We start from the raw sequence: 23,744 nt of genomic DNA, 5'->3' as shown, positions 1-23,744 counted from the left end.
GGATGCCTAACTGGTGATGCGATAGTTGCACAGATTTTTGGGTGTTTTTACTCACGCTTGGTCTCGGATAATTCACTTTTACGCCCTCAATTCGCCTATGTGCCAGTTGGGATGCGGAATGTGGGTTGTATAGACGCGGTTTCAACCGCCGTCCGATCTTATCTTTGATTGTAGTTGTTCGCACATCCGATCGCTGCTAATTGCTGGGTTCGCGAGCATTTAATCGATCGAACACGTGTCGAGAAATTGCCGGAAAAGCAGTTTCGTCCTTGGCATAAGCCACATCGTCTGCGAAAACGACTAAGATATAAATCGCGCGATCGTCCAAAGTTCTGACAAATGCCGCTTCGCTGCGGGAACGAGAGGTATAGCCAACTTTGGAACCAAAATAAATATTAGTTGGTAAAGATTCGCCGAGAAATCCTTGTATTGAGTTGCTAGGGTCATTTTTCCATGCCTTAGGGTCTAAATCTCTCGTCAGCAAGTAAGCCATTTTGCGGCTGGCGAGACTAGAAACAGCTTGCCTAGTATAGATTTCATATATTAATCTGCCAGCTTGGTCAGTAGTTACTTGATTGCGAATCGGCTGAGAATCATCGCCCCGCAATTGCAAATCGCGACCGACTGGGCCTTCTTGCCTTAAATAGTATATGGGATAATTTTTGGTGCTTATACGAATATCATTGTAGCCTGCTGACTGGAAAAAAGTGTTAATTTGCCTGCGCTTTTGCAGCCATGTTTGCAACTCTTCTCCTCCGAGCCGTCCGCCGGATTTTGTATCGGTGAGTTTGTCTAAAATCCTGCTGGCAGAATCGTTGTTGGAGATGCGAATCATTTGTTCTAGGTCGTTTTTAAATGCAGATTCTCTTTCCGTAATTATGCCTTTTTCTATGGCTGAGTAAAAGGCTGCCATCCAAAATAACTTGGCAACGCTAGCAGGAAATCTGAGAGTTTGATTTTGATATCCGGCGAAGGTGTGATTTTTGGGATTGCTGACATCAAATAAGCTAATTGATAGCTTGTCTGCTGACAATCCTTTGCTGGTGGCAATGTTCACAGCTTCATCAACAATCCCTTGCAATTCTTGAGAATAAACTGGATTGGGAGGTGTTTTGATGTTGTAGGTGAAGGTAGGATCGCTTTGACTATCGACTACATTTTGGGATGTTGGAATTGTCGGTGGCGAGATAGCCTCTTGAGACAATATGACGGGTGGCTCTGGGGCGCGGCGAGTTCTGAAGGGCATTGTCAGGAGCCCAAAAAATGCGATCGCCCCCGCAATTAAACACAAAATGTTGCGGTATTTGAGCCGAGACAATTTTGCCCTCAGTCGCCGGCGAGATGGCGTTGGACGATCGGTAATCAGGCGTCGGGGTTCAACTGGACGATCGCTGATTTGCCGACGAGATGGCGTTGGACGATCGCTAGTTTGGCGTCGGGGCTCAACTGGACGATCGGTGATGACGCGTCGGGGTTGGACTGGACGATCGGTGATGAGGCGTCGGGGTTGGACTGGACGATCGCTAGTTTGGCGTCGGGGCGCGACTGGACGATCGGTGATGAGACGTTGGAACCAGATTGAGATTTGGAGCCAGATTGGGCGTTGGAGCAAGATGAGGCGTTGGAGCCAGATTGAGCTTTGGAGCCAGATGAGTCGTTGGAGCGAGATGAGGCGTTGGAGCCAGATTGGACGATCGCCGATTGGGCGTCGGGATTGGATAGGACGTTGGGGTTTGACTGGGCGATCGCTGCTTGCGCGTCGGGATTGGACTGGACGCTCGCTGCTGTGGCGTCTGGGTTGGATCGGACGTTGGGGTTCGATTGGGCGGCGTCGGCGGTCTACTTGCATTACAGTGTTGTGGTATCAAACTCGCACGATCAGTTTATAATAGGGGGGCGTCCAAATGACAAGGCTGTCGATCTAGTCCGCTCTCGTAAATTTCATCTAGCGGTTAGGCTGATTGAGAGTTCTAATAATTATAAAGGTTTCAGGATAGCACTCAGTTGAAGCAAAATCCCTAGAAAAACATGAGAAATTTTTGGAGTCTGGCTGTTTTGGGATTTGCGATCGCCTGGGTGAATAATTATTTGATACCTGATTTTTGGGCATTGCAGTCTCAACCTGCTGTTGCTGTTGTCGATCGACAAACAGAAGCACGCGGCGCGGATGTAGCGGCTGAGTCGATCGGAGACAGCGAAAATCGGGAACCCAAAAACAAGCAAAGTGTTTCTAGTTTCCTCAGGCTGTTTCAGGACTTGAACAACATACCTGAAATTCCCTATTCCCAATTGCTGGAAGTCTTGGCGAGACGACCAGACTCAGAAAATACGGCCAGAGAAACCGCTATACTACCCGAAGACATAGCACGTTTTGAAAAGATTGTACAGTATGCCAAACAGGAAAATTTGCCCGATCGCCCGATCGGACAAATCATCCAGGCGATCGGCGATAACTTCCTAGGAAAGCCCTACGTCGAGGGTTTGCTGGACAAATCCGGCGAAGAAAAGTTGATCGTAACGTTGAATAAATTTGATTGCGTTTTGTTTGTAGAGACTGTTTTGGCTATTTCCAGAGGCGTAGCAGTCAAAGATTACGACTATCAAAATTTTGTAAATCGCATAGAAGAACAACGGTATTTAAACGGTAAAATGAACGGCTATTGCAGCCGGATGCACTATTTTTCAGAATGGATTAAAGACAATCAAAAACGGCAAACCGTAGAAAACATTACCGCTCAGTTGGGCGGAGTGCCGATGAAGAAAACACTAAATTTCATGAGCCAGCACCGCAGCAGTTACCCGCAAATGGCAAAAGATGAAGCAACTTATCAGTGCATAGTCAGCCAAGAAGCAGAATTAGCCAAAACTACGGTTAATTACATCCCGACAAATCGGATCAAAAGTATTTATTCCCAGTTAAAGCCTGGGGATATTGTGGCAGTAGCCACGGATGTTAAAGGATTGGATGTCACCCACACGGGTTTTGTGTACAGGAATGCAGACGGGAATCTCGGCTTAATTCACGCTTCGCCGGCTGGGGCTGTGACAGTTGCTTACGACTTGCACAGATATATTAGCAGAGTCGAAAGTGCGATCGGTATTGTAGTTGCTAGAGCAAAAACACCTAATCCAATTCGTTCGTAGTGAGGACTTCAGTCCTTCTTTATGCGGACTAAAGTCCTCACTACAAACCAGATTGTAGTGATGAGTTCAGTCCTTCTTTATGCGGACTAAAGTCCTCACTACAAACCAGATTGTAGTGATGAGTTCAGTCCTTCTTTATGCGGACTAAAGTCCTCACTACAAACCAGATTGTAGTGATGAGTTCAGTCATTGATGAATGCGGACTAAAGTCCTCACTACAAACCAGATTGTAGTGATGAGTTCAGTCCTTCTTTATGCGGACTAAAGTCCTCACTACAAACCAGATTGTAGTGATGAGTTCAGTCATTGATGAATGCGGACTAAAGTCCTCACTACAAACCAGATTGTAGTGATGAGTTCAGTCCTTCTTTATGCGGACTAAAGTCCTCACTACAAACCAGATTGTAGTGATGAGTTCAGTCATTGATGAATGCGGACTAAAGTCCTCACTACAAACCAGATCGAGGTTTGACAAAAAAGCAGATCATCTCAATTTTCCCTTCAGCCCTACCACCAAAATCCACCCCAAAGTACATCCCAAAATATAGCCAATAAAATCCTCCCCCGAAAAGCCACTACCCAGAAATAAACGCCCAAATAATGTAGCGCGAATAGCTTCCAAAAAAGGAGGTTTCCACAGTTGGCTAAATTCAATGAGACAGTTAAAAATAAAAACTCCCCAGGCAATTTTAGTCGGAGAAATTTGGGGAAACATGAAAACAATTAGCAGAATTAAGAAAATTTGGTAGAGAAAATCACCAAAATAATCGTTAAAAAACTCTCGCCCCGGCCCCGAATAGAATTCGCTGCTTAAACCGACAATCAAAATAGGGATGATAGTCAATAAAAGAGCAACTCGATAGTTGAAAAAGCGATGCGCGCGATTAAAAGGTGATGCCATTTTAAGTATTAGTAGTAAGGTGCGTCAGTTGGCACGATTTTAGATACCATTGAAAATATCTCTGCTGACGCACCGTGGCAACTATTGGCTGTTCGCCAAGAATCCAACATAATTATAGCAATCCTAAATGATTCAGATGAATTTGTAGGAGTAGTGCCCCCGTGCCTACCCCTGATATATCGGGAAACCGGATTTTTAAAGAACCCCTACAATAATTATGCAAATGATGCGAGGATTGCTATATTATTTACAGGGCTGTTTCATTCTCTTGTAGGGGCGGTGCCCCCGTGCCCGCCCAGATCTCAGAAATAAACGATTTTTCGTTGGTGGGGCGGGGTAGGCTTTGTTGGCACTACCCCTACAAAATCCTCGTTTTTTGGAGAATGAAACAGCCCTGATATTATTTATCAAATCTGGTGTTATAGAACAAGTTCGCTGCGAGATACCTTACTGCTTCTAGCAGGATTTGGTGTTAATTCGGGCGGTGCAACTTGAACGCTTCCCCATTCAGTCAAAAAGCTTTTCAGCAAAACCTCTTGCTGAGTGCGAAATGCCTCGACATTTGCCCCTCGATTCATAATCACAAACCACACGGTTTCTTGTTTTTGAGTGGGTAGCGCTCCGCCCAAAGCGCTAACATTATCCAACGTGCCAGATTTGACTACTGCTAGCTTTGGCAGCGCCCGTTCTGACAAGATTCCTTTATCTTTGCCAACTACAGTTAAGACATCAGCAACTGTCATGTTGTAAGGTTGCAGGTAGCGTTCTAAAGCGATAAATAACCCGCAGGCAGCCCTAGGAGAAATGCGATTGTCGTCGCTCAATCCGGAACCGTTGACGAGTTGAATTTCGGCGGAAGGAACTCCGGTTGCTGCTGCTGCTTTTTGCGCGACTGTTTTGGCGCCACCGACAGTATCAGCTAGCATATCTGCCATGAGATTGTTGCTGTACTGATTCATTTTTTTGATCAGTTCGGCGAGGGGTAAAGAATAATGTTTGGCTAACGGTACGGCGCTGGGACGTGCTGGCAAAACTTTGACATTACCATCAATTAATATTTGGGGCTTCGGTGTATTGGGAGGAAGTGTTTGATACTGGGCGGCGGCTTCGCTGGGCCAGATTTCACTGTTCAATGCTTGTTTGAGCAATTCTCCTGATTTGAGGGGATTTAATTCAAAGTTCATGTAAAATTTACCGACAATAATTAAAGTGCCGGTGACTCGTTTGATGCCTTTTTTATTTAAGATGTTACCGAGGCCGATCGCCTCTTCCCACACAAACAACGGATCTTCACTGCCCTCAATCACTAAATCGCCTTTTAATACACCGTCTTTGATGGTGCCGTTGGTACTAATTTCGGTGATAAATTGATGTTCCGGCCCGAATTGTTGGAGGGCTACCAGAGATGTTGCTACTTTGGTAATGGAAGCGGCTGACAGAGGAACTGTACCTTGATGATTGGCGAGTAATGTATTGCCCGATTGCATCCAGATTCCTTGGTCTTCTTTGGCAGAACCTTGGGCCGTCAATCCGTTGAGATATTGCTGGATTTTGGTATTTGTGGCGGTTTCGGGATTGTTGACAGAGACTGTTAACGGCTGATTTGGTTTAACTGGCGGCGGGGAAGATTCGGCTACAGGAGAAGGAGAGGGAGTTGTAACTTGGGGTGATTCGGTAGCGGCGCATCCGGTGATAATTGCGAGAAGGCCGATCGAGCTTACAGCAGTCAAGTAGCGGTTTTTCAGCATTACCTTCATTTTTTCCATCAAATTTACGATCGTCTTTCGGCATACCCGATGGAAAGTTTAGCATTAGCTCGCGCCTCTTCCTTCTGCGCTCTTCCTTCGCGCGCTAGCGCTTATGCGCGGCTTCGCCTAACGCGTCTTCGCGGTTCGTTAAATATAGATATCTTGGAAATGCTTCGGGTTTTATCTTCAGCGCCTGGGGTTCTCACCCCAGGCCGATCGCAATCGCAAATTCAAGGGAAAACTGGTTTATCCAGCTATACTGCCCATACTCCCCATACTCAGGGGTACCATTTCGCCGTGCATCGTCAGGCCTAATAACATCGGCTCATTAACTCGAATCAACTCTCCTGTAAGCGCGCAGCGTTCTTCCTGCTGTGCTGTGGCGTTAATGCTGGCTCGAATATCCGATCGACAAAACATCTGACGATACTCTCCAGACTTCTGCTGGACGTAATTCCAGAGCAAATCTCGAATCAAAGCTTGATAGCCTTGATTCCCAGCAAGCTCTTTCAATCTCTCCTTGAGCTCTCTTTCCAATCGAATGCTGGTGACTTCCATTTCGGTGGTTGAGGTTCTAGGTAGGGTATGCATAATTTTTCTCCGTGACGGGTGGACATATCTGTAATATCAGTGTAGTATGTTTAAAGCTAGATTTAAAGGTCTCAGATCACTATTCTGCCTACTGTGAAATTTTTCCCCACCTATTCTACTTATCAACTCAAGTGCGATCGCCCCAGGGGTGGCGCTGAGTCCTCACGGCAAGTCTTTGGGACGGGTTTGGCGAGCCTCACAGCGACCTCGTGGGCTGGGACAAGCCCAATTAAACCCGGTTATAGTGGATTAGGACTAATTGCAGAAATTAATGACAACGAGGTAGACCGGGACGGTCTGGAAGTGGCACGGCCACATCATAAAGATACGCGAAGCGGGAGGTACAGCTAAACGACTGTACCAACACAAGATGAAAATTTGCATGAAAGCAGTTTTTCTGGCCCCCGCTTCACTCGTAGGAGAAGCGGGGGCATTTGATTGGAGATTGGAGCAATTTGGCAAGGCTTGGGGAACTAGCGAAAACTAGATGTAGCCAATGCTGGGAAGTATTCCAAATCTAAAATCTAAAATCTAAAATCTAAAATCTAAAATCCAAACGAGGAGGAGCAAGCCGTGACCGTAGTAACTGATGTATTGAGGCAATCTGTTGTGGTATTTTCTCAAAATTACCTACCAATGAGCCGTGTCAACATCAAACGGGCGATCGTACTTTTGGTAACAGGCAAGGCTGAACCTCTGGATTTTAGCACCGGCAATGGCTATGTAGTGCGATCGCCCAGCACCAGCATCCACGTACCCGAACAAATCCGCTTGACTTTTGGTAACAGGGAACGGCTGTGGAAAGTTCCGCCGGTCAATCGCCGGGAAGTTCTGCGCCGAGACTCTCATGCTTGCCAATACTGCGGCAGCAACCGGCATTTGACGCTGGATCACGTGATGCCTCGATCGAAGGGCGGGCTGCATACTTGGGACAACGTGGTGACTGCTTGCGAACGGTGTAACTCTCGTAAGGGCGACAGAACTCCCATAGAAGCTCAAATGCCTCTGCGAACCAAGCCAAAGGCTCCCATTCACCCCACTGTTGCTTTTGCCGAAATGTTTTGGCACGAATACCAAATTGGGGAATAGGGCATTAGTCAGTTGACAGTTGACAGTTGACAGTTGACAGTTCTCAGTTGTCATTGGTAACTGGTAATTGGGAATTGGGAATTGGTAATTGGAAAGTGGAAAAGATTCTCGATATCGATCGAGATCGAAAAAATTTTATTTCCCCTGCCAGGGCTTCTCTGAACCAAATGCCCTATCCTTCGTCTGTGTGTTTAGGAGCGTCGGAAAATCCTAATCATTAAGGACTGATGACTGCTGATTACCCTTCGAGCCTTTTCTAAGCAAACTGACAACAGTCAACTGACTACTGACTACTGACTACTGACTACTGACAAATTTTCAATTCCAAATTTAGGGCTGTCAATATGCTGAAGTTGACTTACACTGAAACGGGCTTTAACCTGGAGCGTTTGGCTCAATCTCCCGAACAGTTAGTGGCGCTGCGAGTTGTGCTGGCTATGCGAGTTGGTCAAAGCATCAGCGTTGAACCGAGCACTGCGGCATTTTTGCTGCCCGCGAATTTGCCGGCGCTGTCTCTGTTGGAATCTGAGGCCCGCCGAGATGATACCGATTCGATCGACCTTTGTGTTGCTGATGCTGATTTTGTCGAGGTGACTCTGCGGGGTACGTGGATTGGAGAGGCGTCTGAGGGCGCCCAGGGGGTGTTTGCGACTGTTTTGAGCGATCGGGCGGAGCGGTTGTTGCTCGGACTCTGGCTCGAAACTCAGGCTGCTGCCGAGGTTGTCGGCGAAGTCGGCGATTAATATCCGCGATAAAGTTCGCCAGGGAGCATCTGTGCCAGGTTTTACAGTGCTGTCCCGCTCGCGATTGATAAAATAGGCGAGCGAGACAACACTGTAAAAAAAATGCTTTTTGCGATCGGATGCTTTCTCTATCCCCCACTCTTGTTAAGGAATAAGAATTAGATAACTTACAAATTGATGGTTCTTGTGGGATGGGCCCAAAGAGCCCGTTCTTTCATGACGGGCGGGACGCCCATCCCACTTTCTTGAGTGTAAACTATTTAATTTGCGATCCTAAGGCGTGTAAATAAGGTTGAAGTAAATGCCGTTATCTTGCAGGTTGTCGCCTTTATCGGTAATTCTTATCAAAGGAAAAGCATAATCTACACGCAAGTTCACCCGCCGTATCGGTTCCCAGATTACCCCCAAACCCATACCTGCTAAAAATGTCTGATAGCTTATTTTATTAGGATTGTTGGCAGCATTCCACACCGTACCTGCATCCAAAAAAGGAGCTAATTGAAGTTTGGGATTTCCCGAAGCATCCCGCTGCAAAGTAATCCGATCCTCGATCGACAGTCGGAAGCCGTTATCGCCAGAACGCACATTTTGGCGGTAGCCGCGCAGAGATTGCCCGCCGCCAATTACAAATTGCTGCGAAGGTAACAAACTATTAGCAGAAAGTTGCAAGTCTGACTGCAAAATTAATAAATGTTTATCATTTAATCGCTGTACTCGCTGCACTTGACCCAGCCAACTCAAAAATTGTCCGTCAGGGACAGAACCTTCATTTTGAGTAGCATCAAACAAGCTTGTGCCGATCGTAAATTGCGATCGCAAAGCCCAAGCACCCTGGGGGTCGCGCCGAATGTAGTCCTGTCCCAGCTTAATCGCAGTCGTAGTCGTGACACCATTGGAGTCAGGGCCCGAGCCAAATGGAGTTGGTACACCGGCGACAAAAGTTCTGCCTTTCTGATAAGTAATACCGGCAGATAAGGCAAATTCTTCGATCGGCGTTCTCCGCAGCGGTTGGCGGTAACTAACTTCAAATAAATGTGATTTTCCCGAAATGTCAGCAGAATCAAAAGGTTCTTGTACTATACTGTTGCGGTTCGGCGCTGCCCTCAATTGCAACGTGCCGTTCATCGCATTTAGCGGCAAGCGATAGCTGAAATCGAAGACATCTGAATCGCCGAGCGATCGATAATAAGCACCCGCAAGTTCATCGCCATTTCCTGTGAGATTGCGGTGCCGCAAACTAACACCCAATCTTTCAGAACCGACGCTGGGAGGCGAATAATTGTCAATGCTGAAACTAGATTGAAATGGATTAGCTTCCGTAACTCTGACAATCAGAATGCTCTCTCCTTCATTATCCCCAGCCCGCAGGCTGGCTTCTACATTGTCAAATAAAGGATCGACTCGCAGCAGCCGGAGTTGGTTTTCTAATGAAGCTGTACTTAAAGGCATTCGGGCACCGAGTCGAATCCGGCTGCGGATGTAACTTGGATGCAATCTTTTAGCTCCTTCTACCTCAATTCGGGTCAGCTTGCCTTCGATAACTTGAATTTTGACTACTCCTGCGGTGATAGTTTGGGGCGGCAAGACGGCTCTCGAAGTGATGTAGCCGCGATTGAGGTAAATTTCGGTAATTTTGTCGGCGATTTGTTTGAGCTGTTCTAGCGTGGCAGAACGACCCTCTAACGGCTTGACTAAGGCATTAATTTCGTCTTGGCTTAAAATTGTGCTGCCAACTACTTGAATTTTCTGCACCTGAATTACCTGATTCGGCAGTGGCAGGGGAACTGGGGACGGGCGCTCCGGTGCAACTGGTGGCGGTATTTGAGGAGGTTCTGGGGAAGGCTGCGGGGCCGGTTGCAAAAATCGATCGCGATTGGGATCTGGCTGAGTCGGTGGCGGGGGCAGGTTTGGAGGGGTATTTTGTGGGTTTTGGGCTAAAAGATCGCAATCTGCGGGGTTCTCACATTTTGGCTCAGTGTTAACTAAATTTAGTCTTTCGGGTTCCGGATGCGCATCACAACCAGTTTCATTAATTGTGGAACAGCGATCGGCTTGGTTGTCAAGAGGATTGTTTTCGGCAAAATCCGGCAGTTGATTGGAGTTAGTTGCAGTTTCATCCTGCTTGATTTCGAGTTTTTGCAGTGCTAATACTCGGTTGGCCGGATCGGCTAAGTTGTGAGCGGCGGCGGGCAACTGAGAACTATCCTCCGTTTGGGATATAGCTTGATGGGCATCAAAGCAAGCAATGGGGAGCGCAGTTAGAAGTGAAATCCCCAACCGAAATATTGCAATATTTGCTCTCGGGCGCATAATTAATATTTTTTGTAAAATAAGTTTGCCTGCTGCTTGCACTATGCAAGTTTACCATTTAGTATTCGGCGCAATTTGACGATAAAATTTTCAATAGTCCGGCTTTCCAGAGACAAGGAGATCGGGAGCATCTCAATTTTGCTATCGAAGTCGATCGATCTTTTAGATTTTAGAGTTTAGATTTGGGCGATTGGGGGATTGAGTCACGAGGATCTGGACTCTAGGACGATTTGAAGAGCGATCGCTTCAATAACAAATGCCCAGTTGCAACATCCGAGCTTTTCCTAGCGAATCTTAATGCTCCTGGATTTGCCAGGTTAAATGTATCTGGTATGGAATTATTTTTTGGCGATGGGTGTTAACTCACTGGGGATTAATGGTTCTCGGGCAATTTTGCCGAGTTCGACTGCACTCAACACTTCTGACCACTCGATCGCTAAATTGGCATCGCTGGGAGACTCCACGCGCAATTGAGCTAGAGCTGCCAAATACTCGTACCAGAGACCTTGTTTGCCGAAGATGCTCAGCTTGGCGCGACCCTCGGGCGATCGATCCAACTCTGTTTTCAAGGTTGGGGCAACTGCGATGCGGTTTATCCACCCTGAAACGAGAACCTCATCTCTATAGTTTTTTGGGTTGCATTTGATAGTAAAGTACCATTGATAGTTTTTGCCAACTTCCAGGGCTGGCGAGTTGCCGTCGGAGGCGAGGTTGATGCTAACGATACCAGGACGGCTCGTTACCATCCGAAAACTTTTTTTGTATACCGTTTTGTCGCTTTCGTCTGCTAACTCAAACTGAACTGTTTTGTCGATGGCTACGGGAAGGTAGTAGAAAAATGTCGGCTTTGCTGATATTGTTTGCCCCATAGTTGATTGGGGAATCAAGGCAGTTAAGGCATTTGTGGCAGTGCATTCTAAGCCGCGGGTTCCTCCCCCTTCCCGCCTTCCGGGTACTCCCTGCTCCGGCGGTTGAAAGTTATTCCACGTGCCTCCCAATTGCTGGTTGTTCGGTCTGCTTCCAGTTAGTTCCGGGGGTTGAACTGTTTGCCAGTTGAGTGGTAGCTGCGGTTGTGAGGGGCGGCGGACATTGTTACCGGGGCTGTTGAGAGCCTCTGCTGGTATTAAACTACCAACGGCAACTCCCTCTAGAGACAGAATTAAGGAAAGAGCACCGATGTTTAGAGCAGACTTCCAAGCCATGACGAACCTGCCTTCTAATGAACCTAGGAACTTAAACACACGATTTTATTCTACCCAAGGTTTTGACGGATCTAGTAATCTGTTGTACTTAATTTATATCTTCCAACAGATACGATTAGTTTGGCCCTTCTGAGCAAGATGGAATTCTGTGTCGCGTTTTTCAGTGGTAGCTTAGTAGTTATACTTACTTGCCTGCACGACAGCAGGTTGGGTTGAGCTTGTCAAAGCCAATGTTCAGAAAGACTAATATTCCGTTTTTTTTACTCTGGTCGCAGGCTAAAAAGCGTCTTTTCGTAAAAAAACCGGTTGATGCGTCAGTTCAGGATATCAGGAACCTCGGCAATTTTGCTGATGAGCCTAAAGCGATCGGCTACAAGTGAGCAAATTAAGTTTTCTGTACAATACAATAGCGGCAAAAAAATTTAGCATGAATCTCGATTCACCTGTTCTCTCGGACAAACAGCCTTCGGGGCTGCGGATGGTAAGACCGATCGGGGTCTACGCGCTGCACGGCATTACTTTTTTAGGAAATAGGTTATTCGCGGTCGATCGCACCGAAGGGCTACTATTGGAGATCGATCGAGAAACTGACAACACTACTGTTTTGAATCCTCATCAAACGGGTAAGTTTGCAGGCGCAACCGGGCTGGCGATTTGGGAAGATACTCTCTGGTTTTCGCGAGATGAGGATATTTGTTGCTGTCCGGGCGCAATTCGGGATGGGGCAATCGCACAAATCAAACCGGAACATTTTGTTTCCCTTTCTTATCCCGCTGACGGGATTGCGGTTTGGAAATCTACGCTGTATGTGACTTGCCAGAGATTGGGCTATATTCTGGTTTTTGATGTAAAAACTGGTCGGGAAATTACTCGGTTTTACGCTCCCGGTATTGGCATAGAAAATATCACTGTCCGGGATGAGGAACTCTGGGTTTGCGACAAGACTGAGCAAACTGTTTACTGTTTGGAACGGGCAACTGGGGAGATTAAATTTAGCGTTTTGACTCCCTTTGAGTGGCCTTCGGGTTTGGCTTTTCACAAAGATGCCCAGACGGGCGAAGAGGTTCTGTACGTGGCTTATGCCGGGGATGAACTTTATATCCGGGACGATCCGAATTCGGAAGATCCTTTTCAGTTGACGAAGCGCGATCGCACTTTTGTTCACCCTTTATCTTTTCACTACAATGAAGCCGAACGCTACGCTCTGTCAAACGGTTTTTTGATGGAAATGTCCTATGTCGAGGAACTGTCTCCTCTGGATGAGGTAGAAATCGATAAATTGGAGTGGCGGATTGCTTTACCTTCGGACACTCACCGGCAAAAAGTGAGGAAAATTACGCCGATAGGGATGCCTTTTACTGAGGAAATTCAGGAAGGGGAACGGGTGGCGGTGTTTAAGTTCGATCGCCTCTTGAAGGGGGAACGGCGAATTTTTGGCTGGAAGGCTTTGTTGGAAGTGCGATCGATCAAGTATCAGTTGTCACCTCGGAATGTAGAAAAGATACCGCCACTGTCGCCGGAGTTTGCAGCGAAGTATTTGGTGGACAATGATAATTTGGCGATGGATACGGAGATTGTGCGATCGGCTGCGGTGGCTTCCATTGGCACAGAAACTAATATTCTGAGGAAGTTACTGAGCATTCGCAATTTTGTTTACGACCAACTTTCCTACGGGATTAGACCTCACATTGACACTCCCGATATTGTACTGCGTCGCGGCGTCGGTTCTTGTGGCGAGTATGTGGGGTTGTTGTTGGCTTTGGCAAGGTTGAACGGGATTGCTTGTCGCACAATTGGGCGCTATAAGTGTCCGGCTTTTGCTGACAGAAAAGGTTTGCCGCTGGAACCCGATTTCAATCACGTTTGGCTGGAGTTTTACATTCCAGGTTTTGGCTGGGTGCCGATGGAATCTAATCCTGATGACATTCAAGACAGAGGCCCTTATCCTTTGCGGTTTTTTATGGGTTTAGCTTGGTATCACGTGGAAATTGGCAAGGGAATTCGCTTCCAAAGTCTCACCAGCGGGGGTCTGCCTTTGAAGAAGGAGGATGTTTCCGTGGGAAGTCTGGCCATTAATCATGTCCGGTTTACAATTTTGGAAGAGTTGTTTTAAGGAAGAGTTGACAGTTGACAGTTGACAGTTGACAGTTGACAGAGGGAGGATTTTTCTCATCTCCCCCTCTCGCCCAATTCAAAACACGTCCGGTACAATAACCGTTATCAGGTTTGTAGTGAGGACTTTAGTCCGCAGGTTTGTAGTGAGGACTTTAGTCCGCAGGTTTGTAGTGAGGACTTTAGTCCGCAGGTTTGTAGTGAGGACTTTAGTCCGCAGGTTTGTAGTGAGGACTTTAGTCCGCAGAGTTTTATGAGGATTGCCATTCCTCGCTACAAACTAATTTTATGTCGTTTGTGCGATCGCACATAATCTCAAGTCTAAATCTCAAGTATAAGGCAAGCAGGAGGGGTTGTGGAATTTTCGATTGCTAATTTGCTGGTTTTGGTAGCCTTTGTGCTGTTGCTGACAGTGACTGGCGGGGTCGCTTATTTGACAGCAGTTGAATGGCGCGATCGGAGGCGGTTAGATAACGCCAAACGTAAAAAATAGTCGCTATTTGCTGTTGACAAATTGCATTTGTCATGCTAATAAATAAGGCGACATACTTGGATGGTCTTTAGAGGTTTGTAGTGAGGACTTTAGTCCGCAAAAATTGATGCGGACTGAAGTCCTCACTACAAACCTATTTGATTTAGTAGGATTCACGGGCGGGACACCCGCGCCACAATCAACACACTTGAAGTCATTGGTTGTTGGTTATTGGTTATTGGTTATTGGTTATTGGTTATTGGTTATTGGTTATTGGTTATTGGTTATTGGTTATTGGTTATTGGTTATTGGTTGTGCATTTAAATTGTATCTTTAGGGCGGGCATCTTGCCCGCCCCACAAAAGTTTAACTTTATTCGGACGTGCAATTTAAATGCCTCGGAGCTTATTTGTCCTATGTTTCTTGTTAGTTGTTCGTTCTAACAACCAATAACCAGTAACTCATGCCCAATGCCCCATGCCCCATGCCCTAGTCAATTATCCACGCGCGAATCAGTTCGTTTACCTGTTCTGGTACTTCGTCGTGCGGACAGTGACCAGCTTTGATAAAGTGTTCTGTCAACTGCGGATAATGTTCGCGGAATTTGGCGCTTCTGTTGGTAGAATTCATCCACGGATCGCCCTCTCCCCACAGCATTAGCAGTGGGCAATTTAATTGACTCAACAATACGTCGTTTTTTTCACCTTGGGGTGTTCGGAAGACGGAGGCGAATACTTTGGGTGCACCCGGATCGCAGGAGGGTTGGTAAATTTCTTCTACTAATTGGTCTGTGACGGCGCTTTGGTCGAGATAAACTTTTTGTAGGGTTTTCCGAATTGTCGATCGCTGGCGCACGTACTGAAACAGCAGAAAACTTGCCCAATCTTGCTGAAATAAGGTTTTAGCTACGGTAGATACGGCTTTTTGCAAGGGCGGGGCTTCTGGTGCGGGCTGAGGTTCGCTGAAGGGGCCGGCGCTGTTGATTAAGATGAGTCCGGTGGCTGATTCGGGACGCTGGGCTGCTACGCACAAGGCGGCGTAGCCTCCGAGGGAGTTGCCGGCTAGTACGGCGGGCCGGCCGATGATGGTGGTGATGAAGTCGTGGAGTTGGTCGCGCCAGAGCTCGCCGCTGTACTGGATTTCGGGTTTTGCCGATCGCCCGAATCCGATTAAGTCGATCGCCCACACTTCAAAGTCTTTGCTCAGCCCGCTGATATTTTTGCGCCAGTGGTCTGTGGATGCTCCAAAACCGTGAATTAACAGCAGGGGAGGGCGTTCTGGATGTCGATCACTCGTTAGCGAAGCCCTTGAAGAGGATCGAACATAGTATACTGAATGGCCCCGCCATTGCCAGTATGTGCCTGGAATGGGGGCTGCGGTGATGGCTGGGATTGTTTGCATAATGTAAAGAAATAAGTATTTACTTTAACTATTGTATCGTGAGGTTCAGATTTATAAAGTTTTGCCAACGCGCTGGGGTTTTGCCAGTAAGGGATACGTCAAGTTGGTCGAGTTGGGCTAGTGCGGGCGATCGCACTCATAATAAATAAGTTTTGTAACAAATATTGATTTGGTAAAGGTCGCAGCAGTCGGATTTTCAGTATTCGATCGGCATTTGGGAAATATATCTGGTTTCGACTGCAACACACCTAGGTAGGATCCTTGCGATTTTTGGCACAAGTAGGAGATCTAGGCGATCGGGCCCAAGCTGTGGTGGTGGGAGTCGATCCCCATTGGCTAGGAGTCAAGGGATCGACTTTTTTGGACGGGTTTCCGATCTTTTCAAGGTGGGGATCGTTTGGTAAGCGAGCTGTTGACGGCTTGGGATGCAGCGGGTTCAGCGACCGTGCCCCGGCAAAAGCCGATCTCAAAAATCAGGCTGCGGGTAGAAGTTATAAGTAAAATTACTGGTAGTTCTTGGCAAAAGTTTCTGAGAATCGCAGAATATTTTGTGATGTTCTTTGCTTTTCTTAACGGCTTTGATACTCTAAGATAGAAATAGAGCTGCGCCGCTCAATTAATGAGTATTTTGAATACTAGGGAGCCAACTATGCAGGGTGTGAAGTTTATCCACCTGAAAGTTAGGGAGTTTTCTGAGTGATTGCTATCTCAGCCCGTCCGGTCGTCGGACGCAATTGGATTACGATTAGCTTCGCTTCTACCCTATACCTTTGTCCTATTTTGGATCTGCTCCTAGCAGAGATTCCGCCTCACTGGCAAGCGGAATTACGGTTGGGGCTTCAAGAAGCTTTGGTAAATGCTGCTAAGCATGGAAATAAGTTAGACCCCAGTAAAACTGTTGGAGTCCGTTTTTCGATCGTCCAAAACGAATATTGGTGGGTGATATCAGACGAAGGTTGTGGCTTTAAAGCACCTTGCGGTTGCGACCTTTATACCGATACTTGCGACAGTCTCATAGCAGAGGATGTTGCAGATAATTCTGCATTCCCCCATGTTGAACAAGAATGTGGTAGGGGGCTGTTTATCCTTTACCAAATATTCGATCGGGTTGAGTGGAATTCTCAAGGCACAGAGTTACGGCTGTGCAAAGAACTTCCCAGTCGCTACCGGCTGCCTCGCTTGCGCTAGAACTGATATTTGGTAGCATTTTTCAGCTCAGCTCGACCTGCAATTTTTTTCGTTTCCTCGCTGAACCGAGGATGGAAAATTTTGAGTATCAAGCTATTGATAGTAGATGATAATGCAAAATGTGAGTTTTGAGTGAGAAAAGTATAAATCTTTTTTAGCTCGCAATCGCGCTGCTCGATCGAGTAGCGCGATTGTTTGAGTTTTGGGCTCTTGTCAAATATTTAACTCAAGACTCAAAATTATTTGCCGTGAGTGGGACAGGGAGGGGCAGAGATCGATCGATCTAGCCATCCTGCTGCTTGGTTAAAGCGCGGCAGAGCTTCTTCGGGCTGATTTTTCAGCAAAAAGACCAAAGCGGCTGCGGCTTGCTCTCCGGCCCGGGCGGAACGGTTGGCTTTGAGGCGGTGCCAATCTCTTTCGGAAATGGCGAGGCGGGCTGCTAGGGCTTGAGCCAGTTCTACTGTGCTCAGCTCGTTGAGGTTGACAGTTTGGGTTGTTTGTGTAGTTTCAAGCATAGATGGCAATTATAGCTATTTGGCTGCGGTTTCTGAATTGAAAAAATATACTGCATATAATAACAAGTTAATTGGGAATTGTTTTTTTAAGTATTGTCGGGTTTGCAGATCGAAATGCCTCAACAGCCGTCAGAGTTAAATCGGGAAGATTCAGAAAATGAGTTTGTGGAGGCGATCGCAGCAGTGGAGCGATCGCTCGCAGCCGTCAAAGAGCGTTACACTCAGATTCAGTGCGATCGCCAGCGCCAAGCCGAACTCGGCAACCTGCGAGAAGATGTCCGCCAGTCTCTGCGCCAAAATCCATTACCGCAACTCAAGAAAGAATTGCGGGAAATTGAGCAAGAATTGGAAACGATCGAGTTAAATTTAGAAAGCAGTCTGTTTTCTTGGGGAAGCATAAAACAACCTTTTTGGCAAGCGGTTCGCTTTGGGGGACTCGGCATTTTGCTTGGTTGGATTTTGAAATCCTATACGGGATAGTTTTGGATTTTTTTAACCGCAGAGGGCGCAGAGGGCGCAGAGGAAGAGAAAAGAGAGAATTGTGGTGCAAAATATTAAATAAACGGGAGTGAATATGACTAATCAACGAATTGCAGCAATTTTGCGGGCTGGTGAACCGGACGAAACCGTAACTGTTCAAGGCTGGGTTCGTACTAAGCGGGAATTGAAAGAATTTGCCTTTGTCGAAGTCAACGACGGTTCGGCGATGGCTAATTTACAAGTAGTTATCAATGCCGATTTGCCAGATTTTGAAAATGTACTTAAACAATTAAATACAGGTGCATCTCTAGAAGTTTCGGGAGTGTTGGTAGCGTCTCCAGCCAAGGGACAGCGAATTGAGTTGAAAGCTTCACAAGTACAAGTTTATGGCGAAGCAGACCCGCAAACTTATCCGCTCCAGAAAAAGCGGCATTCCTTGGAATTTTTGCGAACAATCGCCCATTTGCGGCCGCGCACTAACACCCACGGTGCAGTTTTTCGAGTGCGGAATGCTTGTTCGGCGGCGGTACACCAATTTTTTCAAGAACGCGGCTTTTTGTGGGTTCACACTCCGATTCTGGCTGCTAGCGACTGCGAAGGTGCGGGGGAAATGTTCGCTGTTACTAACTTCGATCTAAAAAATGTGCCGCGCACTGATTCGCAAGAGGTTGATTATGCGAAAGACTTTTTTGGAAAGCGCGCCTATTTAACAGTTAGCGGTCAGTTGGAAGCGGAAGTTATGGCGATGGCTTTCGGCAATGTTTACACTTTCGGCCCGACTTTTCGAGCCGAAAATTCTAATACTTCGCGGCATTTGGCGGAATTTTGGATGATTGAACCGGAGATGGCTTTCTGCGATTTGCAGGGTAATATGGATTTGGCTGAGGCGTTTTTAAAGTACATTTTTAACTTTGTTTTGGAGCATTGCCCAGAAGATATGGAGTTTTTCAACGAGCGGATTGATAAGACGGTTTTGGCTACGGCTGAAAATATTATTAACAATCAGTTTGAGCGGATTACTTACACGGAGGCGATCGCACTTTTGGAAAAAGCAGACAAAAAGTTTGATTTTCCGGTAAGTTGGGGTTTGGATTTGCAGTCGGAACACGAGCGCTATTTGGCTGAGGATTTGTTTAAAAAGCCGACAATTGTCAGCGATTATCCCGTCGGGATTAAAGCATTTTATATGCGTTTAAATGAGGACGAGAAAACGGTGCGAGCAATGGATGTTTTGGCTCCGAATATTGGGGAAATTATCGGCGGCTCGCAGCGGGAAGAACGGCTGGATGTGTTGGAGAGACGCATGGAAGCTCAGGGGATGAATAAGGAGGAATTGTGGTGGTATTTGGATTTGCGCCGCTACGGTACTGTGCCTCACGCTGGCTTTGGTTTGGGGTTTGAACGGTTGGTGCAGTTTATGACTGGAATGGGGAATATTCGGGATGTGATTCCGTTTCCGAGAGCGCCTTTGAGTATTGATTTTTAGATGCAGACGGCGGTTGAAACCGCGTCTACAAAAACAAAGCAGACGGCGGTTGAAACCGCGCCTACAAAAACAAAGTCCGCCTCCGCGGACTGAAGACAATAAAATAATCTTCACAGCGCGTTCTTTAACCCGCGGAGGCGGGTTTGGTCTGTATAGACGCGGTTTCTAACCGCCCAGTCTTCTTTTCCCATCTCAAATCTAAAATCTCAAATGGTATAGGCTAATGGTACTTCAAATTTCGTCGAGTTCCAAAGCACCAACTGTCACCTGGGAAGCCCTACCAGCCGACTTTGTATTACCGGACGATCCCGTGGAAAATATTCAACAACCGCCCCTTGCTGCTGCTCTCACCGATGCTCTGGGGGCCGCTGGACGCATTGGACTCGCCCTTATCGGTTCCAATTTTGGACTGGTAGCGACTATCAATCAGAAAACTGTAGTCAAAGCACCGGATTGGTTTTACGTGCCGCAAGCGCATCCAGTTGCTGAGGGGACGATTCGCCGCAGTTACACGCCGAATCTGGAGGGTGCGCCGATATCGGTGGTGATGGAGTTTTTGTCTGACGAAGATTATGGGGAACTGTCGGTGCGATCGACTCCTCCCTACGGTAAGCTCTACTTCTACGAACAGATTCTGCAAGTGCCCACCTATGTGACTTACGACCCCTACGAGCCCAAGTTGGAAGTGCGGTATCTGCAAAATGGGAGCTATGTAACCCAGACTGCTGATGCACAGGGACGGGTGCGGATTCCAGAGCTAGATTTGTGGCTGGGGATTTGGCGGGGGGAACGTTTGGGGCAAACTATGAATTGGCTGCGCTGGTGGGATTCGCAGGGAAATTTGCTGCTGTGGAGTTCGGAACAAGCCCAACAGGAACGCCAGCGGGCCGAACAGGAACGCCAGCGGGCAGAACAGGAATGCCAGCGGGCGGATTTATTGGCGGCTAAGTTGCGGGAGTTGGGTGTTGATATCGATCGGCTGGCGTGAAAGGGCGGGATGTTCGTTAGTTAGCCGTAGGGTGCGTCGCGATCGCAAATTTACAAAGAAAAGCGAAAATCTCACAGATCCGCACCACACAATAGTCAGGTGCGTCGCCATCAAAAATTTACAAATTAGATCGAATTCACAGAAATAGTACAGGCAATTTCAATAGCGATCGGCTGAAAACATGGATGAGAAAAAACTGCCCCAAAACACAGTTATTCCAAATGGGCAACTTTCCAACCACTCGCTAAGTAAAGTGGATAGGCTGGCAATAGTGCGGCAATCCCCGCACAGTAAGCAGGGATCGCCGTTTGGCTTATGCGTGAATTGTTAGGCTGTCGGCTCCAGCTCCTTCGGTGCTGGCAACATAGAAAGTATATGCTCTTTAAGGGTTATAAGTTCTTTGGCTTTAACATAATATCCTAAGTGTGTGGGTATATTAGTTCTTGAAATAGGGGTTTGTGCTGTTGGAATTTCTACAATTTTTATGTCCCCATTAGCTGTAAATTGCGGACCAGCATACAAAACTCCTAAAAAAATTAATCTGCTACCTATACAAATTCCACTTGGTGATGTGAATGATCCTTCGTTAACAACCAAAATTGGAGAACCTGAAGAACCAGGGAATGAAGCTATATCAGCTAAACCAATTGATTTTCCTTGAAAATCAACGCTCGGATGTGATGCTGTAATTCCTCGACGCAAAACAGGGAAATTATTGACATCATCCCAAAGATCAATAGGATATCCCACCATAAGAATATCTTCTAATGCAGAAAGATTGCTAAGTATTTCTGTAGTAGGGAAATCATCTTCAGTAATTGGTTTATAAAAAATTTCTTCTCCTTGAGCCAACGCTTCCTGTAGCAGTGGTTCAAATGGCATAGCACAAAGGTCTACATCATTATTAGGATGAGGAATCCAACGGTTTTGAAAGTTTGAGACTGTTATTGGCTGTGAAGCAAATTTGGGTACCAATTGACCATTCTCGTCTTGGACTCCTAAATGAACAAAAAATGTTCCTAACCGTGAATTCTCAACAACGTGATTATTAGTAATAAGAACAGGTACTCTTTTTTCACTCACTCTGAAGTCAACACAAAAAGCTGTTCCGGATGACTGAGTACCATCATTATTTTTTGTGACAATACGTATTGTCGTGAAAAGTAATTGCGATGCCAAACTATTTAGGTTAATCATGGACAGATATTAGAATGAAGAACTTTATACAAAGTAGCACCTTGTCTAAAAAATCAACAATATAAAATCATCGCAATTACCGAACCTTCCTGAGTTCGGTTGGCTATTCGGTTAAGGAAAGTAGCCAAGCCTACGATTGCCTTGTCTCTATCAGCATCAAAAGGCAGCAGAAGAGGAATGAAGGCTGGAGCTACAAAACAAGCTTCCACCAACAACCGAATTTCTCGGACGAACATAGTTAGCTTTTTCCTTAAGCTGTAGGGTGCGTCGCGATCGCAAATTTACAAATATAACTGAAAATTTTATAGCGACGCACCTGACTATTGTAGGGTGCGTCGCTCTCAAAAAATCCCTAAAGAAAGAGCGAAGTTTTGGCAGCGACGCACCTTACACAATACTAAGAGGGCTGAAGCCCAACAACGTACCTCATACTAAGAGGGCCCAAGCCCAACAACGTACCTCATCTTTCTGATAACCGCTATAGATTAAGTTGCCGAGGGAATTGTGATATCAACAGATTGGACTTTCACAGCAGTTCCCAAACTCGATAACGGCGGTTGAATTGCCGCAGTATTTCCCACTACTAACGTTACCAAATTATCCGGTTTCAAGTAAGTCTTAGCCACGCGCTGCACGTCAGCAATTGTGGCTGCTTCGACGCTGCGGCGGTACCGAAAAATGAAATCTTCGGGATAACCGTAGTATTCGTAGCGCATTAGTCGCGACAAAGTTTGACTCGGATTTTCAAATTTGAAGATGAAAGAATTGAGGGTGGAATCTTTCGCAAAAGCTAATTCTTCGGCGGTAATTGGTTCGGTGCGGATGCGATCGATCTCAGCGCGGATTGCGTTGATAAACGGAACTGTCGCGTCCGATCGCGTTTGGCCTCCAGCTACAAACGTCCCTGGATAGTCAAATCTGGGACTCCAAGCCGCGTAAACCGTGTAGGCTAAGCCTTGGCGCGATCGCACATTATTGAACAAACGCCCGCCAAAACCGTTCATAACCCCATTCATCACGTCCAAAGCACCGTAATCTGGGCTGTTCAACATCCCGCCCAAATGCCCCATCTGCACGTAACTTTGACTCAATTGGGGTTGATTTACCAAAAATACGCCGCCTTGATTCGCCGGCGTTACCGCTGGTAGCGCAGGCACTTCTGCACTCTGAGTCGGTACCCAGTTGCCGAATTTTTGCTCGACGAGCGATCGCATTTTAGCCGTATCAAAATCGCCAGAAATACCCAAAATCATATTCTTCGGGTGGAAATACTTCTGGTAGAAACCCACCAAATCGTCGCGGGAAATATTGGCCAGAGTCTTGTATTCTGCCGTGCGCGCGTAGGGACTGCGATCGCCATAAATCAACTTTTGAAACTCCCGGCCCGTAATATCGTTAGGATCGTCGTTGCGACGGGCGATGCCACCTTGCTCTTGATTCTTAGCTAAATCCAACTTTTCCTTAGCAAAAATTGGCTCCCGAATCACTTCCGCAAACAAGTCAAATACAGGTTCCACATCTTCAGCTAAAGCACTAAAATTAGCGCTACCAGAAGCAACATCAATTCCCGTTTCTACAGAAGCTGCCCGCTGTTCTAGCAACTGATTTAATTCATCAGCCGTATGCCGACTCGTCCCACCAGTTCGCATCACTTCTCCCGTCAAACCTCCCAATCCAATTTTATCAGCAGGTTCAAAACGATCGCCCGTGCGAAATAGCGCCGTTCCCCCAATTAACGGCAGTTCTCTATCTTCCATCAGATAGACTCGGATGCCATTTTTCAGCTCGAAGCGAGTGTATTTAGGCAGTTTAATTTCTGCCAGCCCCGGGAATTTTAATTCATCGTAGTGCTTCGGCCCAGCCGCTAGGGAAGGCAACAAATTAAACGTGCCAAGTGAAACAGTAAAAAAGCAAAGCGACAGCAGAAATAACTTTACTTTTTTCAGTTTCCATTTAGTCCTTTTCATGCTTTCTCCTAAGTTTGATATCGTGACATAGCGTAGGGGCGGTGCTCTGTACCCGCCCTAGATGCGAGCCTATTTCCCAGTCTGCGGAGGCAGACTTCGTTTTTGTAGCTGCGGTTTCAACCGCCGAGTCTTAGTCTGCGGAGGCAGACTTCGTTTTTGTAGCTGCGGTTTCAACCGCCGAGTCTTAGTCTGCGGAGGCAGACTTCGTTT

24 protein-coding genes are annotated in these 23,744 nt (G+C 46.8%); 13 read left to right on the top strand and 11 right to left on the bottom strand.

Translation table 11 applies throughout. From position 1 onward, the window contains the following. Nucleotides 1–196: 196 nt before the first annotated feature. Nucleotides 197–1,318, bottom strand: a complete 1,122-nt coding sequence (locus tag QZW82_RS09965) for a serine hydrolase (RefSeq protein WP_293147561.1) — start codon at nucleotides 1,316–1,318, stop codon at nucleotides 197–199. 78 nt (nucleotides 1,319–1,396) lie between these two features. Between QZW82_RS09965 and QZW82_RS09960 the strand changes: the two genes are divergently transcribed. Genes QZW82_RS09960 through QZW82_RS09950 form a run of 3 tightly spaced genes read left to right on the top strand, consistent with a single transcriptional unit; the run spans nucleotide 1,397 to nucleotide 3,144 of the window. Next, a complete protein-coding gene (locus tag QZW82_RS09960) occupies nucleotides 1,397–1,582 on the top strand; it encodes a hypothetical protein (protein WP_293147559.1) in 186 nt (61 codons plus the stop codon). A 57-nt stretch (nucleotides 1,583–1,639) separates the two neighbouring features. Then, nucleotides 1,640–2,008 carry a hypothetical protein gene (locus QZW82_RS09955; protein WP_293147557.1) on the top strand — a complete coding sequence of 123 codons (369 nt, stop codon included), beginning with the start codon at nucleotides 1,640–1,642 and terminating at the stop codon, nucleotides 2,006–2,008. A gap of 20 nt (nucleotides 2,009–2,028) precedes the next feature. Beyond that, a complete protein-coding gene (locus QZW82_RS09950; protein WP_293147556.1) occupies nucleotides 2,029–3,144 on the top strand; it encodes an N-acetylmuramoyl-L-alanine amidase-like domain-containing protein in 1,116 nt (371 codons plus the stop codon). Between the two features lie 484 nt (nucleotides 3,145–3,628). Here the strand turns inward: QZW82_RS09950 and QZW82_RS09945 are convergent, their stop codons facing one another. From QZW82_RS09945 to QZW82_RS09935, 3 genes are all read right to left on the bottom strand, one after another. Further along, nucleotides 3,629–4,045, bottom strand: coding sequence for a DUF2809 domain-containing protein (locus tag QZW82_RS09945; RefSeq protein ID WP_293147555.1), 417 nt, complete (start codon nucleotides 4,043–4,045; stop codon nucleotides 3,629–3,631). A gap of 419 nt (nucleotides 4,046–4,464) precedes the next feature. Beyond that, nucleotides 4,465–5,793, bottom strand: coding sequence for a D-alanyl-D-alanine carboxypeptidase (locus QZW82_RS09940; protein ID WP_293147553.1), 1,329 nt, complete (start codon nucleotides 5,791–5,793; stop codon nucleotides 4,465–4,467). 246 nt (nucleotides 5,794–6,039) lie between these two features. Continuing rightward, nucleotides 6,040–6,384 carry a hypothetical protein gene (locus tag QZW82_RS09935; protein ID WP_293147551.1) on the bottom strand — a complete coding sequence of 115 codons (345 nt, stop codon included), beginning with the start codon at nucleotides 6,382–6,384 and terminating at the stop codon, nucleotides 6,040–6,042. 573 nt (nucleotides 6,385–6,957) lie between these two features. Between QZW82_RS09935 and QZW82_RS09930 the strand changes: the two genes are divergently transcribed. From QZW82_RS09930 to QZW82_RS09920, 3 genes are all read left to right on the top strand, one after another. Next, on the top strand, nucleotides 6,958–7,473 hold the full coding sequence (locus QZW82_RS09930) for an HNH endonuclease (protein WP_293124219.1): 516 nt from the start codon (nucleotides 6,958–6,960) through the stop codon (nucleotides 7,471–7,473). 47 nt (nucleotides 7,474–7,520) lie between these two features. Further along, nucleotides 7,521–7,694: a hypothetical protein gene (locus QZW82_RS09925; RefSeq protein ID WP_293147549.1), complete on the top strand. Its 174-nt coding sequence runs from the start codon at nucleotides 7,521–7,523 to the stop codon at nucleotides 7,692–7,694. A 123-nt stretch (nucleotides 7,695–7,817) separates the two neighbouring features. Beyond that, complete coding sequence (locus QZW82_RS09920) at nucleotides 7,818–8,216, top strand: alr0857 family protein (protein ID WP_293147547.1); 399 nt, start codon at nucleotides 7,818–7,820, stop codon at nucleotides 8,214–8,216. 273 nt (nucleotides 8,217–8,489) lie between these two features. Here QZW82_RS09920 and QZW82_RS09915 read toward each other — a convergent pair whose 3' ends face one another. Both QZW82_RS09915 and QZW82_RS09910 read right to left on the bottom strand, forming a co-directional pair. Continuing rightward, nucleotides 8,490–10,526 (bottom strand): ShlB/FhaC/HecB family hemolysin secretion/activation protein, encoded by a 2,037-nt coding sequence (locus tag QZW82_RS09915; RefSeq protein ID WP_293147545.1) that lies wholly within the window; start codon nucleotides 10,524–10,526, stop codon nucleotides 8,490–8,492. A 338-nt stretch (nucleotides 10,527–10,864) separates the two neighbouring features. Continuing rightward, nucleotides 10,865–11,728 (bottom strand): DUF928 domain-containing protein, encoded by an 864-nt coding sequence (locus tag QZW82_RS09910; RefSeq protein WP_293147543.1) that lies wholly within the window; start codon nucleotides 11,726–11,728, stop codon nucleotides 10,865–10,867. A gap of 427 nt (nucleotides 11,729–12,155) precedes the next feature. Here QZW82_RS09910 and QZW82_RS09905 point away from each other — a divergent pair, with 427 nt between their 5' ends. Then, nucleotides 12,156–13,841 carry a transglutaminase domain-containing protein gene (locus tag QZW82_RS09905; RefSeq protein WP_293147541.1) on the top strand — a complete coding sequence of 562 codons (1,686 nt, stop codon included), beginning with the start codon at nucleotides 12,156–12,158 and terminating at the stop codon, nucleotides 13,839–13,841. Between the two features lie 354 nt (nucleotides 13,842–14,195). Continuing rightward, nucleotides 14,196–14,333: a hypothetical protein gene (locus QZW82_RS09900; protein WP_293147539.1), complete on the top strand. Its 138-nt coding sequence runs from the start codon at nucleotides 14,196–14,198 to the stop codon at nucleotides 14,331–14,333. 468 nt (nucleotides 14,334–14,801) lie between these two features. Here the strand turns inward: QZW82_RS09900 and QZW82_RS09895 are convergent, their stop codons facing one another. After that, nucleotides 14,802–15,713, bottom strand: a complete 912-nt coding sequence (locus tag QZW82_RS09895; RefSeq protein WP_293147537.1) for an alpha/beta fold hydrolase — start codon at nucleotides 15,711–15,713, stop codon at nucleotides 14,802–14,804. Between the two features lie 261 nt (nucleotides 15,714–15,974). Here QZW82_RS09895 and QZW82_RS09890 point away from each other — a divergent pair, with 261 nt between their 5' ends. Further along, the gene (locus QZW82_RS09890; protein ID WP_293147535.1) at nucleotides 15,975–16,214 is read left to right on the top strand and encodes a hypothetical protein; all 240 of its coding nucleotides are present in this window, start codon (nucleotides 15,975–15,977) and stop codon (nucleotides 16,212–16,214) included. 195 nt (nucleotides 16,215–16,409) lie between these two features. Further along, nucleotides 16,410–16,901: an anti-sigma regulatory factor gene (locus QZW82_RS09885; protein WP_293147533.1), complete on the top strand. Its 492-nt coding sequence runs from the start codon at nucleotides 16,410–16,412 to the stop codon at nucleotides 16,899–16,901. Nucleotides 16,902–17,140: 239 nt separating this feature from the next. On the opposite strand, the gene QZW82_RS09880 is transcribed toward QZW82_RS09885, so the two are convergent. Continuing rightward, nucleotides 17,141–17,416, bottom strand: a complete 276-nt coding sequence (locus tag QZW82_RS09880) for a DUF6439 family protein (protein ID WP_293147531.1) — start codon at nucleotides 17,414–17,416, stop codon at nucleotides 17,141–17,143. Between the two features lie 114 nt (nucleotides 17,417–17,530). Between QZW82_RS09880 and QZW82_RS09875 the strand changes: the two genes are divergently transcribed. The 3 genes from QZW82_RS09875 to QZW82_RS09865 all read left to right on the top strand — a co-directional run bounded on the left by QZW82_RS09875 (nucleotide 17,531) and on the right by QZW82_RS09865 (nucleotide 20,370). Next, a complete protein-coding gene (locus QZW82_RS09875) occupies nucleotides 17,531–17,896 on the top strand; it encodes a DUF2203 domain-containing protein (protein WP_293147530.1) in 366 nt (121 codons plus the stop codon). A gap of 94 nt (nucleotides 17,897–17,990) precedes the next feature. Beyond that, entirely contained in the window at nucleotides 17,991–19,382 is a 1,392-nt protein-coding gene (gene asnS / locus QZW82_RS09870; protein WP_293147528.1) for an asparagine--tRNA ligase, read from the top strand. A 223-nt stretch (nucleotides 19,383–19,605) separates the two neighbouring features. After that, entirely contained in the window at nucleotides 19,606–20,370 is a 765-nt protein-coding gene (locus tag QZW82_RS09865) for a Uma2 family endonuclease (protein ID WP_293147526.1), read from the top strand. Between the two features lie 327 nt (nucleotides 20,371–20,697). On the opposite strand, the gene QZW82_RS09860 is transcribed toward QZW82_RS09865, so the two are convergent. The 3 genes from QZW82_RS09860 to QZW82_RS09850 form a co-directional block, all read right to left on the bottom strand. Further along, nucleotides 20,698–21,567: a trypsin-like peptidase domain-containing protein gene (locus QZW82_RS09860; protein ID WP_293147524.1), complete on the bottom strand. Its 870-nt coding sequence runs from the start codon at nucleotides 21,565–21,567 to the stop codon at nucleotides 20,698–20,700. A 53-nt stretch (nucleotides 21,568–21,620) separates the two neighbouring features. Continuing rightward, complete coding sequence (locus QZW82_RS09855) at nucleotides 21,621–21,803, bottom strand: hypothetical protein (protein WP_293147523.1); 183 nt, start codon at nucleotides 21,801–21,803, stop codon at nucleotides 21,621–21,623. Nucleotides 21,804–22,052: 249 nt separating this feature from the next. After that, a complete protein-coding gene (locus tag QZW82_RS09850) occupies nucleotides 22,053–23,534 on the bottom strand; it encodes a pitrilysin family protein (RefSeq protein ID WP_293147521.1) in 1,482 nt (493 codons plus the stop codon). Between the last annotated feature and the right edge of the window lie 210 nt (nucleotides 23,535–23,744).

This window comes from Microcoleus sp. bin48.metabat.b7b8b9.023 (assembly GCF_013299185.1).
Taxonomy (GTDB): domain Bacteria; phylum Cyanobacteriota; class Cyanobacteriia; order Cyanobacteriales; family Microcoleaceae; genus Microcoleus.
This window is presented reverse-complemented; position numbering and strand designations above follow the sequence as displayed.

Excerpts from the sequence above, each read along its gene's own strand:
- asnS (WP_293147528.1), top strand. The coding sequence starts at position 17,991 with ATGACTAATCAACGAATTGCAGCAATTTTGCGGGCTGGTGAACCGGAC.
- QZW82_RS09850 (WP_293147521.1), bottom strand. The coding sequence starts at position 23,534 with ATGAAAAGGACTAAATGGAAACTGAAAAAAGTAAAGTTATTTCTGCTG.
- QZW82_RS09875 (WP_293147530.1), top strand. The coding sequence starts at position 17,531 with ATGCCTCAACAGCCGTCAGAGTTAAATCGGGAAGATTCAGAAAATGAG.
- QZW82_RS09950 (WP_293147556.1), top strand. The coding sequence starts at position 2,029 with ATGAGAAATTTTTGGAGTCTGGCTGTTTTGGGATTTGCGATCGCCTGG.
- QZW82_RS09915 (WP_293147545.1), bottom strand. The coding sequence starts at position 10,526 with ATGCGCCCGAGAGCAAATATTGCAATATTTCGGTTGGGGATTTCACTT.
- QZW82_RS09910 (WP_293147543.1), bottom strand. The coding sequence starts at position 11,728 with ATGGCTTGGAAGTCTGCTCTAAACATCGGTGCTCTTTCCTTAATTCTG.
- QZW82_RS09860 (WP_293147524.1), bottom strand. The coding sequence starts at position 21,567 with ATGATTAACCTAAATAGTTTGGCATCGCAATTACTTTTCACGACAATA.
- QZW82_RS09940 (WP_293147553.1), bottom strand. The coding sequence starts at position 5,793 with ATGCTGAAAAACCGCTACTTGACTGCTGTAAGCTCGATCGGCCTTCTC.
- QZW82_RS09855 (WP_293147523.1), bottom strand. The coding sequence starts at position 21,803 with ATGTTCGTCCGAGAAATTCGGTTGTTGGTGGAAGCTTGTTTTGTAGCT.
- QZW82_RS09880 (WP_293147531.1), bottom strand. The coding sequence starts at position 17,416 with ATGCTTGAAACTACACAAACAACCCAAACTGTCAACCTCAACGAGCTG.
- QZW82_RS09920 (WP_293147547.1), top strand. The coding sequence starts at position 7,818 with ATGCTGAAGTTGACTTACACTGAAACGGGCTTTAACCTGGAGCGTTTG.
- QZW82_RS09895 (WP_293147537.1), bottom strand. The coding sequence starts at position 15,713 with ATGCAAACAATCCCAGCCATCACCGCAGCCCCCATTCCAGGCACATAC.
- QZW82_RS09945 (WP_293147555.1), bottom strand. The coding sequence starts at position 4,045 with ATGGCATCACCTTTTAATCGCGCGCATCGCTTTTTCAACTATCGAGTT.
- QZW82_RS09905 (WP_293147541.1), top strand. The coding sequence starts at position 12,156 with ATGAATCTCGATTCACCTGTTCTCTCGGACAAACAGCCTTCGGGGCTG.
- QZW82_RS09865 (WP_293147526.1), top strand. The coding sequence starts at position 19,606 with ATGGTACTTCAAATTTCGTCGAGTTCCAAAGCACCAACTGTCACCTGG.
- QZW82_RS09935 (WP_293147551.1), bottom strand. The coding sequence starts at position 6,384 with ATGCATACCCTACCTAGAACCTCAACCACCGAAATGGAAGTCACCAGC.